The sequence below is a fragment of the Anaerosacchariphilus hominis genome, assembly GCF_014290175.1.
GTDB lineage: Bacteria > Bacillota > Clostridia > Lachnospirales > Lachnospiraceae > Laedolimicola > Laedolimicola hominis.
The window spans coordinates 1-12,786 of the sequence record NZ_JACOOR010000007.1 but is presented as its reverse complement, the minus strand read 5'-3'; the positions used below and the strand labels follow the sequence as shown (position 1 = coordinate 12,786).

The 12,786-nt window shown below is 53.2% G+C and carries 13 protein-coding genes, 3 tRNA genes and 1 rRNA gene; 2 read left to right on the top strand and 15 right to left on the bottom strand.

The genetic code is table 11. The features are described 5' to 3' along the window. Positions 1-12: 12 nt before the first annotated feature. The 10 genes from H8S44_RS12025 to H8S44_RS11980 form a co-directional block, all read right to left on the bottom strand. A complete protein-coding gene (locus H8S44_RS12025; RefSeq protein WP_186873684.1) occupies positions 13-1,716 on the bottom strand; it encodes a hypothetical protein in 1,704 nt (567 codons plus the stop codon). An 87-nt stretch (positions 1,717-1,803) separates the two neighbouring features. Next, positions 1,804-4,122, bottom strand: a complete 2,319-nt coding sequence (locus H8S44_RS12020; protein WP_186873683.1) for an ABC transporter permease — start codon at positions 4,120-4,122, stop codon at positions 1,804-1,806. A 10-nt stretch (positions 4,123-4,132) separates the two neighbouring features. Next, the gene (locus H8S44_RS12015) at positions 4,133-4,831 is read right to left on the bottom strand and encodes an ABC transporter ATP-binding protein (RefSeq protein ID WP_186873682.1); all 699 of its coding nucleotides are present in this window, start codon (positions 4,829-4,831) and stop codon (positions 4,133-4,135) included. Positions 4,832-5,122: 291 nt separating this feature from the next. Further along, a complete protein-coding gene (locus tag H8S44_RS12010) occupies positions 5,123-5,308 on the bottom strand; it encodes a DUF951 domain-containing protein (protein WP_186873681.1) in 186 nt (61 codons plus the stop codon). Further along, a complete protein-coding gene (locus tag H8S44_RS12005) occupies positions 5,298-6,023 on the bottom strand; it encodes an NAD-dependent protein deacylase (protein ID WP_186873680.1) in 726 nt (241 codons plus the stop codon). Before H8S44_RS12005 ends, H8S44_RS12010 begins: the two co-directional genes overlap by 11 nt. An 18-nt stretch (positions 6,024-6,041) precedes the next feature. Next, the gene (srtB, locus tag H8S44_RS12000; protein WP_186873679.1) at positions 6,042-6,848 is read right to left on the bottom strand and encodes a class B sortase; all 807 of its coding nucleotides are present in this window, start codon (positions 6,846-6,848) and stop codon (positions 6,042-6,044) included. A 29-nt stretch (positions 6,849-6,877) separates the two neighbouring features. Further along, positions 6,878-7,477, bottom strand: coding sequence for a 4'-phosphopantetheinyl transferase family protein (locus tag H8S44_RS11995; protein WP_186873678.1), 600 nt, complete (start codon positions 7,475-7,477; stop codon positions 6,878-6,880). A gap of 26 nt (positions 7,478-7,503) precedes the next feature. Continuing rightward, positions 7,504-7,917: a C-GCAxxG-C-C family protein gene (locus tag H8S44_RS11990; protein ID WP_186873677.1), complete on the bottom strand. Its 414-nt coding sequence runs from the start codon at positions 7,915-7,917 to the stop codon at positions 7,504-7,506. Positions 7,918-7,949: 32 nt separating this feature from the next. After that, a complete protein-coding gene (locus H8S44_RS11985; RefSeq protein WP_186873676.1) occupies positions 7,950-8,183 on the bottom strand; it encodes a hypothetical protein in 234 nt (77 codons plus the stop codon). Between the two features lie 14 nt (positions 8,184-8,197). Further along, positions 8,198-9,142 carry a sugar kinase gene (locus H8S44_RS11980; RefSeq protein WP_186873675.1) on the bottom strand — a complete coding sequence of 315 codons (945 nt, stop codon included), beginning with the start codon at positions 9,140-9,142 and terminating at the stop codon, positions 8,198-8,200. Positions 9,143-9,263: 121 nt separating this feature from the next. On the opposite strand from H8S44_RS11980, the gene H8S44_RS11975 reads away from it, so the two are divergent. Beyond that, a complete protein-coding gene (locus H8S44_RS11975; RefSeq protein ID WP_186873850.1) occupies positions 9,264-9,977 on the top strand; it encodes a sulfite exporter TauE/SafE family protein in 714 nt (237 codons plus the stop codon). A gap of 48 nt (positions 9,978-10,025) precedes the next feature. Here H8S44_RS11975 and H8S44_RS11970 read toward each other — a convergent pair. The 3 genes from H8S44_RS11970 to H8S44_RS11960 all read right to left on the bottom strand — a co-directional run bounded on the left by H8S44_RS11970 (position 10,026) and on the right by H8S44_RS11960 (position 11,406). Beyond that, positions 10,026-10,096: transfer RNA gene (locus H8S44_RS11970), tRNA-Cys, on the bottom strand. A 49-nt stretch (positions 10,097-10,145) separates the two neighbouring features. Next, a tRNA-Glu gene (locus H8S44_RS11965) sits at positions 10,146-10,217 on the bottom strand. Positions 10,218-10,440: 223 nt separating this feature from the next. Next, a complete protein-coding gene (locus tag H8S44_RS11960; RefSeq protein WP_186873674.1) occupies positions 10,441-11,406 on the bottom strand; it encodes a D-2-hydroxyacid dehydrogenase in 966 nt (321 codons plus the stop codon). 255 nt (positions 11,407-11,661) lie between these two features. Between H8S44_RS11960 and H8S44_RS11955 the strand changes: the two genes are divergently transcribed. Further along, on the top strand, positions 11,662-12,192 hold the full coding sequence (locus H8S44_RS11955) for a transcription repressor NadR (RefSeq protein WP_186873673.1): 531 nt from the start codon (positions 11,662-11,664) through the stop codon (positions 12,190-12,192). 117 nt (positions 12,193-12,309) lie between these two features. Here H8S44_RS11955 and H8S44_RS11950 read toward each other — a convergent pair. Together H8S44_RS11950 and H8S44_RS11945 are read right to left on the bottom strand one after the other, a co-directional pair. Next, positions 12,310-12,381: transfer RNA gene (locus tag H8S44_RS11950), tRNA-Asn, on the bottom strand. 289 nt (positions 12,382-12,670) lie between these two features. Continuing rightward, a 23S ribosomal RNA gene (locus tag H8S44_RS11945) occupies positions 12,671-12,786 on the bottom strand; the annotation flags it as partial.

The window sequence follows — 12,786 nt, the reverse complement described above, 5'->3', positions numbered from 1 at the left end:
ATATCCTGAATGCTATTTCTTGATCTCCTCGGTCTCCACGATAAACCGCACCGTTCCGGTCTTGCCCTCGGCTAGCCCCGCGAAGTTGTCGTAGCCGTCGTCGGCTTCTTTCACTGCCCGCAGGCGGTTAATAACGTTGCGGAAGTCGGAGCCTCCCAGCCTGGTGAGTTCGTCGATACCGTCCTTCTTAAAGTCTCGGACGCCGTCACGCAGCTCTCTGACACCGTCCAGGGCTTCCCCGAAGGCGTCGTAGAGCTCGCCGCCCGCGGTACAAAGGGTGGTGCCGCCCTCCACGACTTTTTCTGTGCCTGCATAGAGCTGGCTGACTCCTGTGGTGTAGGCTGTCAGGCCGGTGGTCAGCTGCTTGCTGCCTGCGGCCAGAGCCTCCACCGTGGGCTGTACTGCTGCCAGTGACTGCGCATAGCCGCTCAACGCACTCAGCTCTTCCTCCGAAATTCCTGCAGCAGCCAATGCCTCCTTCTGCTCATCCGTCAGACCGTTCAGCTTCCCCAGAATCGACACAAGGACTTCCTGGGAGCTCTCACTTTCACCTTCTTCGGAAGCTTCCTTCAATCCGGCGTTCAGCTGCTCCAGCCCGCTTTGCAGAGCCGCCGCACCATCGTTCAGTCCTTTGCTATTCACCGTCAGCTGTCCTGCGCCGTCACGCACCTGGTTCATGGCGTCCCGGAGAGCCGTCACCCCGCTGGTATACTCGTCCAGATAGCCGTAAAATTCCTTGAGTCCGTCATAGAGCTCTCCCACGCCCTCGTCCAGATCGTCCACACCATCCTTCAGGTCGTCCATGCCATCTGCGAAGTCGTCTGCATCCTTCAGGTCGTCCGTATCCAGATCCTCCAAAAGCCCCGGTGTGATGATGCTTGCGGTAAATTCCAGCTCAAAGTCCTTCGCGTCCGCGGTCACTTCCACGTATTCGGGAATGTCCATATCCTCGGTTACCTCATAGCCGGACAGCTGCAGACTGTCCGCCAGGCCGGGCATGGCATAGCCGATGACCATGTTCTGGTCGTCCATCTGCATCAGCCTGCCGTTTTCCACCTGGATATTGGAGAAGGTGTCCGAGGGCAACGCCAGCGCCGATATAACCAAGAATGGCGTCTGTACCTGGTAGGCTTTGTTCTTTACCGTCACGGTCTCGGTGGCCGAATTTTCATAGTCAAAACGTATCTTCACCTGACCGCTCTTTCCGGCCAGCTTCCTGGGACTGATCTGTTCGCCGTCCAGATAGTAGCTGACTTTTACCCTGACCGGCAGCTCTGCATCACTGGTTCCCTTATAGGAAATGTCCTCGCCGTGGTTCTCCCAGATGAGGTTTCCGTCGGAGCCCTTCGTATATTCTTCGTCACCCTTGGTATTGCGGATGTCCTTCAGATTACTCTGATCCTGAATATCCGAGCCGTCAGACGGATGTTTCAGCACTGTTTCCACGGTAATCTCTTTTGTGTTTCCCTCGGCGTCCGATTTTATGTAAACCGTTTCTGTCTTATCCTTTTCCGCCGAAGAATCCTGATTCTCATAGATATCTTCCGAATCGGTTCCGGAAACAGCCTCCGCCGATGTACCCGCTGAAACCGCCGCACTGTCGTCCTTCGTTTTTCCTTTTTTTATCCCAAAGCTGACTGCCGCTCCCACCGCTATCACTACCAGCAGGATCAGCAGCAGTCCCAGCTTTTCTTTCAGCAATTTCTTTCCGTTCATACTCTCACTCTCCTCATAACTGCACGATGCAAAATCCACGAAAATCGGCTTCGCCGATGGGATTTCGCACTCCTGAATCATTGCCAGTTACTCCACATTCTTCAGGGCCGCGTCCATGGGCACATGCCGGATCTTCCGGTATTCCAGAAGAGCCACCGCCAGGTAAGTTACAAAGCCCATTACAAACATTTCCACATAAATCTCCGGCCCGATATAAAAGGTAATCCAGCCGCTGATGCTCTGCAGCATCATCATGCGGAACAGCACCACCATCACTTCATATTCAATGGGCAGGCTGATGAGCAGAAACAGGATTACTACCATCGTGGTTGACATAATGTAGAGTCCGCTGATTTCCCCGTTGGAATAGCCCAGAATCTTTGTCATGGAAATGGACTGGGCATTCTTTTCGATGATAATCTTCGACAGCAGATAGACCAGCACCATGAACATCAGCATGGCAAATCCATTGACCAGCCCCATCATACTTCCCATGGACACGGTCAGCTGCCTGGATATCTTGGTCAGGGCCTCCGCGTCGATGACAGAGCCGATGTATTTCCCGTCGATATCCGTGATTTCCGTATCGGACAGATAACCGCTGAAATAGTCATTCCCCAGGTCAAATAAGGTGTTCAGCTCCTTCTGAGCCATGAAAATGGTCAAACCGCCCTCGTAGTGGTAGATGCCATCCACCCGGAAGGTATAGGTGTCAGTACCATACTCCTCGTACAGAGTAATCTCATCCCCGGGCTCCAGCAGATACTTTTCCGCGTAAGCCGAGGAGATATACACGCCCTCATCCCGAAAATCAAGGGGGATATACCGGCTGTCGTCCTGCAGGCCGTAGAGTGTTACACTCTCCTTCATATAGGGTTTATCCGGCGTATTCAGGGCGTATGCCGTGAACTTCTCGGCGTCCTCATTGTCGGTCTCCACCTCGTTCCGGAAATACAGCATGGAAATCATACTCTCCAGCTTCTTATCCTCATTCATGGCGTCATAGGGCACCTGCAGAATGTACTGGTAATTGCAGAGCAGGTTCTGCTCGATCTCCGCCTGGTAGTGGTCCAACACCGCCGGAAGGGCCAGGCCGAACATTAGCAGCATATTGGCGAAAAGGATTCCGATAAAGAGTATCAGGTAGTTACCGGCATTCTGGAAAATGACCCTTAAACGAAACCGGGTAAAGAACGGAATGTGGGGGCTTAGCGGCATGGCATGCTTCTGCTTCCGACGGCTCAAATCCCGCCGCAGGAACTTCAGGGGCGACAGGCCCAGCTTCCGCCGAAGCACCAGGTAATTGACCGCCATCATCAGAATCACCGGCACCACCGTGGTCTCCACAAAGGCCTCCGCATTCCAGACGGTCACGTAGGTGGGCAGGCTGTAGCTGCCGTAATACATCCCGGCGCAGACCTCCTTCAGGGAGGTATAACCCAGGATATTGCCGATGAGGGCGCTGATCAGTGTCACTACCGTGGGCATGGTCATATAATGCCGAATCAGTTCGTTTTTCGTATAACCGGAAGCCCGCAGGGTACCGATTACATTGGCCTCCCTGGAAATGGTGCTGCTGGTGGTGATTCCGAAAACGAAAGCCATGATCAATATAACAATATACAAAAGGATGACCATCATGGCCTGGTCGCTTCCCATATCGTCGCCGGTAAACTGAATGGCCTGGTTCTGATAGGTGGGAACGAAATTCTCCAGCTCGGCCTCATTTAGGATGCCCTGCATCAGATCCTCAGCGGCATCCTGCTCAGGCTCGCCCTCCTCCGGCGGCACGTCGTATTTCCAGGCATAGTTCCAATACAGCTCATCCTTGCCGAAATTCGCGAACATCTCCGGCGTCACGATGGCCACGCCGAACTTCACCGCGTCAAACATACTGTCGTTATTGTCTGAAAAAAGACAACTGTAATCGGGCAGCGCCACCAGGCCGGTGACAATCCAGGAACGGGCGCCGCTCTCCAGCTTGTCGCCAATAGTCAGGCCGTTATTATCCGCATACATGCGGTCGATGGCGATCTCGTCCGTACCCGTGGGCATCTCGCCATCCATCAGGCAGACCAGATCTACCTGATCCCGATTCGGATAGATCCGGAGAGTACTGCCATTGGTCAGGGGCTCCTCGGCGTAAAACAGATCGTAAACCGTGACGCCCAGCTCCTGAATGGCCTTCAGCTGGGCTTTATTGGCCTTCTCGCCCAGACGGAAGTTACCGTCCTCGATCTTGTATTTTTCAAAACCTTCGTTATAGGCAATGATCATGCTACCGTCCGCCACCAGAAAGCCCGATACCAGGCTGATGGTTCCGGCCAGCAGAAGGAAAATCACCAGATATTTTCCAAATTCACTTTTCAGCTCGCGCAACAAGCGCTTCCGCAGCGGATTTTTCATACCACGCCTCCTACCATTCCAGATCCTCGGCCGGAATCTTATGCTCGTTCCGGTAATCCTTGCGGATCATGCCGTCGCGCAGCCGCACCACCCGGTCCGCCATGTCCTTGATGGCGTCGTTGTGGGTGACCATGATGACGGTGTTGCCGTACTTCTGGTTGACGGTCTCGATGAGTTTCAGGATGTCCTTGGAGGTCTGATAGTCCAGGGCTCCGGTGGGCTCGTCGCAGAGCAGGATATCCGGGTTCTTCACAATGGCCCGTCCGATGGCGGTACGCTGCTGCTGTCCGCCGGAAAGCTGGTTCGGCAGCTTCTTCCGATGGTCGTAGAGACCCAGGGTGTGGAGCAGCTCGTCCACGTCCAGAGGCTTGTCACTCAGATACGCGCCCACCTCGATATTTTCCCGGACGGTCAGGTTCGGAATCAGGTTGTACATCTGGAAAATGTATCCTAAGTGCTTTCGGCGGTAGGCCGTCAGCTTCTTCTCTTTCATGTCGGCCATCCGCTCGCCCTCGATGCAGATATCGCCCTCATCGGCCGCGTCGATTCCGCCGATAATATTCAGGAGCGTAGATTTGCCGGAACCGGAAGGCCCCAGCAGCACGCAGAATTCGCCCCGCTCCATGGACAGGTTGATACCTTTCAGCACATCCACCCGACTGTCACCGGAGCCAAAGGATTTTTTGATATTGTTGATGGTAAGAAACATGACTCCCTCCCAATTATGCGTATTTCTCCAGTTAGTTAATGCAAACTAACTTTACAGGGAAATTATAGTACACCGGGAAGCAGATTTCCATACTTTTTTACCTGATTTTTGCATTTCGACAGTAAATTTTCCTGTTGCCACACTGTTCATGGCCGCCCTCTCTTCCATGCAAATTATTTCTAATAAAAAATGCACAGAATTATGCTCAAAAACATAATCCCGTGCATTTTTCCTTATTTTCCATGCAAACCTGAAACAGAATCCCATCTGAAGGAATTTTCCGGATAGCTCTTATGCCTCCGGACTCCGTAAGCCCCGTGTATTCTTCTCCACCAGCCGTCTGGCAATCATAATCTGATGTCCGCAGCCCATACATTTCAGACGAAAATCCGCGCCTACCCTTAAGATCTCCCACTCGGAGCTTCCGCAGGGGTGCGCTTTTTTTAATTTTACGATATCTCCTACCTTATATTCCACTTAAAACCTCTCCAATATTGCCCTGGATCAGCAGATCTGCGCTGGCATCCCGGGGCGTCGCGTCCCGATTGATGACAACCAGATGCTTTCCGGTAAAATAATCTATCAGTCCTGCTGCCGGATACACCGCCAGTGATGTACCGCCGATGATCAACATATCCGCCTGAGAGATAGCCCGCACCGCGCCGCGGATGGTCGCGTCGTCCAAGCCCTCCTCGTAGAGCACCACATCCGGCTTGATAACACCGCCACACTCGCACCGGGGCACTCCCTCAGAATGCAGCATATACTCCATATCATAGAACCTTCCGCACTTCTGGCAATAATTCCGGTGCACCGAGCCATGCAGCTCATAGACCTGTTTACTTCCGGCCATCTGGTGAAGTCCGTCGATATTCTGGGTTACCACAGCCTTCAGCTTTCCTGCCGCCTCCAGTTCCGCCAGCTTCTTGTGGGCCGCATTGGGCTTCGCCTCCGGGCAGAGCAGTTTCTTCCGGTAAAACCGGTAGAACTCCTCCGGATCCCGCAGGAAGAAGCTGTGGCTGATGATGGTCTCCGGCGGATATTTCCACTGCTGATGATAGAGACCGTCCACGCTCCGGAAGTCCGGGATGCCGCTCTCAGTGGACACGCCTGCGCCGCCGAAAAAGACGATAGAACTGCTTTCCTCTACATATTGCTTCAAAAGTCTGACCTTATCCCCTGGAACTGCCATAGAAACCTCCCCCTATGCTCAATACAGCTTCTTCGCATGCACCACAAACCGCTTCTCCCCATTCCTGGTACAGGTGGACAGGGTAATGATGGAATCCTCCTTCGTCACCTCCACGCCTGTGTCATACTGGGAGCGGGACTTGATGGTGCTCAAAAATGTCTCATACTGCTCATCCGGTGCGAAGCCGATGGTATAGCTGTCGCTGTCGGCATCCGCCTCATAGACGGAAAACACCTGATATGCATGGGTTCCGTCCGCCAGATCCACATAGATATTCGGGTGGGTCACCATGTAGGACGCTGAACGATACTCCTTCAGTCCCGCGAACATGGAACCATTTTTCATATTATGACCGTAAATGATCGTGTGCAGATCTGAAAAATCCGGATTATTCAGGGTCTCCATAAAGATGCTTCCTGCGCTGTTCACCTTTTTGCTGAAAGTATGGTTCAGATAATAGGAATCATCCCCGGTATGCATCAGCGGATAGCTGATCCCGGTTCCGGGAATCTGGATCCAGCCCACAGTATCGGGATTCTGGGCCTGAAGCTCGCTGACCGCCACTCGCTTTACGGTCTCCTCCCCATCTGTGTCCTCAGTCGCCGTACCGTCGTCCTTTTCCCCATCGTCTTCGTTCACTTCTGACGGCTCCTCCGGCGCAAAAGTATCCTGCAGCTTCTCATACTCATCGGTTCCTGCCTTATACTCCAGGAAGATACTCGAAAGCTGCCAGATACTTACCGCCAATACAATCACGCAAACGCCCATGGCCAGAATCAGCGGCATGGACATTCCTCTTTTTTTCTTTTTTCTGCCTTTTTTCATCATATCCTCCTCACTCTGTCCCCATTCTATCAGACTCCGGAAAAAAGATCCAGCTGCAAATGCGGCTCCGTCCCATCGTCTCCGACCATACAGACTGCCAGACTGCAGCCTTCCTCCGGCTCGTACTGCCAGAGCCTCCACCGCTCCGGCGAAAGCTCCTGCTCTACCCATTCCCCGGTGGTGTCAAAGAGATCCAGAGGCACCCGCAGGCCTTCCCCGATGGCTTTCAAAAAGCTTTCTTTTCGTACCCAGAGACCGCAGAACTCTCTCACCGGTTCTTCTGTATCCCCGGAAATCACACCACCGCAGCTCTGAAGCAGTTCTTCTCGCTCCCGGGAATGCAGTTTATCCACGATCCGCCGCCATTTCGGGTGTGTTTTCCACATTTCCACGTCCACACCCACCGGTCTCTCCCCAAAGGCGCAGGCGATGTAAGGGCCGCTGTGGGAAATGCTGATATGGATATGAGAGTATCCGGCCAGATAGGGCTTCCCTTTTTCATCCTTTTCCACCTGAAAAGCGGACGCCGGAATCCCATATTCTGTTTCAAGCGCAGACGTAAGCAGCCTTCTGGCTGCCGTAGACGGATCTTCTCCCGGTGCTGTCCTTGCCAGGCGGATCTCTGTCATATTCTCTCCTCTTTCAGCCGGAAGCTTTATTCTTCCGCAAATAAAATCTGCTCCACCAGCGCAGCTGCGTCCTCGATACAGCCGTCACAGGAGCGCAGTCTCTCTCCGGTCTCTACGCCCTTCAAATCCTTACAGACTGTGGAACCGTTCTTTTTCTGAAAGCCCTCCACGATCTTTTTGGATATCTGGTAGGTCTTTCCCTTGCTCACGGGTGCCTCCAGATCGCCGCAGCTGCTCTTCAGTCCGGCCAGCAGCACCGCGCCCGACACGGCTCCACAGGTGGCCTGCATGCCGCCCATACCGAGACCAAAGGCCTCTGTGGCACGGAATACGCTTTGCTCGTCCATTCCTACCAGATCGCAGTAAGCGCAGGCTACTGCCTGGGCACAGTTATATCCCTTTGCGTGATTCTCCAATGTCTTCTGTATTCTGCTTTCCATTTTTCAATCCTCCATCTGTCTTTTTGTCTGTATTACCAGGCCGTTCCGGTGTACACACAAACGGTCTGCTTTTTCTGCTGATCCAGCAGCTCCTGCAGTGCCTCGTCGCTGTCCGAGATCCACACGTCCTCTTCCTCCGCGTTCAGTCCCAGATACTCCCGCAGGGTGCAGGTCTCGTCACTGTTTCCCCAGTCCTCAATGTATTTATCGATCTCCTCAAAGGGAATCTTCCCCTGAAGATATTGCTCCTTGAATTTCATAGTCATCTCCTTATTTTATATTACGTATTTGTCTGTTCCTGTAAAAATGCCTCCAGCTCTGCCCGGGAGGGCGCTCCCTCCATGGGTCCCTGCTTCCGCACGGACATGGCTCCCGCTGCGTTGGCGAAGCGGCCGCAGTCCTCCAGGCTCATTCCCTCCGTCAGCCCTGTCAGGAAAGCTCCGCAGAAAGTATCTCCGGCTCCCGTAGGATCCACCTCTTCCACAGAAAAGCCCGGCACGTCGAAGGCTTCCGTCCCGCTGTAGATCCGACAGCCCTGATCGCCATTTTTCAGCACTACGATTTTTCCATCTGCCGCCCAGCTTCTGCAGCCTTCCTCGTCTGTGGCACAGCCGGTCAGCATAGCCGCCTCGGACTTGCTGGGGAAAATGATGTCTGCCCGCCGGATCACCGGCATACAAAGCTTCCGAATCTCTTCCTCGCTCAGAGCCTCAGGCCGGATATTCGGGTCAAAGCAGACCTTTGACTCCGGCGACGCCGTCTCTACCATTTTATAGATCGCCTCTGCGCTGGCCTGATTCACCGACATGGTAAAGCCGCTCACATGAAGCCATTTACTTCCCGCCAGCTTCTCCGGCTTCACATCCTCCGGCTCCAGCATGCCCGGTGCCGCATGGTGTACATGGAACAGAAAGTTCCTGCTTCCGTCCGAATAATAGCACACAAAGGCTGTTCCCGTGGCCGCCTCCGGGTGTACCCGGATCATGGAGCAGTCCACGCCGTTCTCCTTCAGCCGATCTGTCACACATCTTCCGAAGCCGTCATCTCCCACCACGCCGATCATGGCGCACCTGGCCCCCAGTCTGGCCGCCGCATTCAGCATGATGGCCGTATCCCCGCTGGGATAGGGTCCCGTAAAGTCCGCCGGTCGATCCAGCGGCTTATCCAGCTCTTTCCGCATGATTTCACAGAGCAGAGGCCCCATTGTCACAATATCATATCCCATACCGTTCCTTCTCCCCGTCCGTTTTTTCTTATTATACTACGTCCCACAGCCCAGGACAAAGACTTTTTGTATTTGACAGCCGCTTCCGCGTTCGGTAAAATGACAGCAGTATCTCTGTCCCCTGGTTTTCCTGGCCGGATTCGTGGACTCCATCGGCGGAGGCGGCGGCCTGATCTCCCTGCCTGCCTATCTCTTTGCCGGTCTGCCTCCCCATACGGCCCTGGCCACCAATAAGCTGTCCTCCTCCATCGGAACCACCATTTCCGCCGTCCGGCTCTTCCGCTACATGGATCTGCCACTGGCCGGCGCCTGCGTTCTCTGCTCCCTCATCGGCTCCAGCCTGGGATCAAATCTGGCTCTGCTGGCCAGCGATCAACTGATCCGCTACATGCTTCTTCCGGTGCTTCCCATCGTGGCCTATTACGTGCTTCGGAAAAAGGAGCTGAACAGCCACGAAAAAGAACCTCTGTCACGGGGGAATACCTTTTTGGTCTCCATGCCGGCCTCCTTTCTCGTAGGTATGTACGACGGCTTCTACGGCCCCGGCACCGGCACCTTCCTGATTCTGCTGTACACGGGCCTGGCCCGCATCGACCTGCTGACGGCCTCCGCCAACACCAAGGCCGTGAACCTAGCTTCCAATATCGGCGCCCTCACCGTCTTTCTTCTGAACGGTAAAGTCTTCTTCGCCCTGGGCCTCCCGGCCGCCGCCTGCTGCATCGCAGGCAACTACCTGGGATCCGGCATGGTGGTAAAGAACGGCTCCCGCATCGTGCGGCCCATTATTCTGTTTGTGCTGACGGTGCTGTTTTTTAAGGTGCTTTGGGGGAAATAACAGAAAAAAAGAACTGATTTTTCATTTTGAAAAATCAGTTCTTTTTAGAGGCGACAACCAGATTTGAACTGGTGATCAGGGTGTTGCAGACCCACGCCTTACCACTTGGCTATGTCGCCATCAACTATCATAGTATATCACAACGAATCTATTCCGTCAAGATATAAATGACTCCTACGGGAATCGAACCCGTGTTACCGCCGTGAAAGGGCGATGTCTTAACCGCTTGACCAAGGAGCCTTATTTGTCTGCCCCTTTGGATGGGCGTTAGCTCGGTTCTTTTGCCGTGCCCGATTATATTATCATAGTTTATCGGGATTTGCAAGGGTTTTTTCTTCTTTTTTCAAGTTTTTTGGCTCTCTCCGGAGGACCAGCGGGTTGTCCGCTCTGCCCATTCAGTCAAAGAACCGGCTGTGCGAAATTTTATACGCACAGCCGATGAGCATCTGAAGCTTTTATTTTCCTACCCGTTTACCACATTCACCGGTTCTCCGTCCAGAAATGCCTGCAGATTCTTCAGGGTGCAGTCCATGATACGCTGGCGGGCTTCCTTGGTGGCCCAGGCGATATGGGGCGTAATAAAGCAGTTCTTCGCGTCCAGAAGAGGATTGTCCCCGTGGATGGGCTCGGAGCTTACCACGTCTACACCTGCAGCCAGCACTTTGCCGCTGTTCAGGGCGTCAGCCAGATCCTGCTCCACCACCAGCGGGCCGCGGCTGTTGTTCAGGATGATGACGCCGTCCTTCATCTTTCCGATAGTTTCTTTATTGATGATACCCTCTGTAGCCGGGAATAAGGGGCAGTGCAGGGAAATTACGTCGGATTCTCTGAGCAACGTATCCAGATCTACATAGGTTCCGATGGCTTTTCCGCTCTCATGCTCGTGAGGAGAATGAGCCAATACCTTCATGCCAAAAGCCTTTGCAATGGTTCCCACCTTCTGGCCGATTCTGCCGAAACCAATGATTCCCATGGTCTTTCCGGCCAGCTCGATCTGCGGATAATCGCAGAAGCAGAAGTCCGGGCAGTTCTCCCAGCGCCCCTCATGCACTGCCTGGGAATGATGAGCCACATGGTGGCAAATCTCCAACAGCAATCCAAAGGCGAACTGAGCTACTGTGTCTGTTCCGTAGCCCGGTACATTGGTGACCGGAATGCCTTTCTCTCCTGCGCAGGCGTAGTCCACCACATTGTAGCCTGTGGCCAGCACGCCGATATATTTAATGCCCGGACAGCTGTCCAGCACTTTCTTTGTAATCGGAGTCTTATTGGTAATCACGATCTCCGCATCGCCAATGCGCTCTATGGCCTCGTTCTCGTCTGTCAGAGAGGTTCTGTCATAAACTGTGAACTCTCCCAGCTTCTCCAGTTCTCCCCAGCTTAAATCTCCGGGATTCTCCGTGTAACCGTCTAATACTACGATTTTCATGCTCTTTCTCTCCTGTGTCTTTGTGAAATTCTGTCGTCTGACGACATTAGATTATGAATCTTCGATTCATAATCAACATTCGCCGCTCGTCAATCATACGAGTATGTTGACTCGCTTGCGCTCATTATATCATATCCCACCCCCATAAACTACATTTTTCACATTTTTATTATATTTCTGCTCTGTCTTGCCACCTGTCCAGCCAGGTGTTACAATGGAATACAGAAACCCTATAGAGAGGAGTACTTCTGTATCATGACAACCGCACAGCGCAGAACAGAGATTTTACAACTTTTGAAAAAGGCTGACGCCCCTGTGGCCGCCAAAGAATTAGCCGCACACTTCGGGGTAAGCCGTCAGGTGATCGTGCAGGATATGGCCGTGATACGGGTCTCCACCCCCGGTATTCTGTCTACCACCCGGGGCTATGTCCTCCAGCAGGACAATGGCAGCGCCCGTGAGTTCAAAGTCTGCCACACGCCGGCGCAAACTGCCGATGAGATGAACCTTATCGTGGACTGTGGCGGCCACATCAAGAATATCAGCATCAGCCACCGGCTCTACGGCCGGATTTCGGCCGATATGGATATCCGTTCCCGCCAGGATGTATATGAGTTTATGGAAACTCTGAAAAATAGCCGCTCCAGTGTCTTAAGCAACGCCACCTCCGGCTATCACTATCATCTGGTGGCCGCCGATACCCCGGAACGCCTGGATATGATCCAGCAAAAGCTCCAGGAGGCAGGTTTCCTGGCTCCTCTGCAGCCCTGGGAGCAGGTACAGTAAAATAACAAAATACAAGTCCTCCCGGAGAGCATATCAAAAAACGGGAGGACTATTTTTCTTTTCACACAAATTGCACCCACAAAAAAACCTGTAAGCAACGCTTACAGGGTTTTTAAGCTCCCCGAGTAGGGCTCGAACCTACGACATTTCGGTTAACAGCCGAACGCTCTACCACTGAGCTATCGAGGAATATTTAATTCAGATACCATAATACCTGATCACCCAACGTATGTCAAGTGTTCAGGTAATTTTTTGTACCTTCAAAACTATATACTGCATATCTTTTAGACATTTTCTATCCTATGACGCTTCGCGAAGATTTTGCTTTCTTTACTCGCACGAGACCAGTCACTCAGAACCGCTTGCGCGCTTCTTCGTGCCTTCGCTCCGCGAATGCTCAGCCGTCACATCTGCTTTGCTTCGGAGTGCCAGCACTCCTCTTCTCCGCATCTGTTCCGTCTGACCGCTCTCTCCGCTCTTGGTCAAGCCCTCGACCTATTAGTAACAGTCAGCTCCATGTGTTACCACACTTCCACCTCTGCCCTATCTACCTTGTCGTCTTCAAGGGGTCTTACTTCTTTCGAATGGGATATC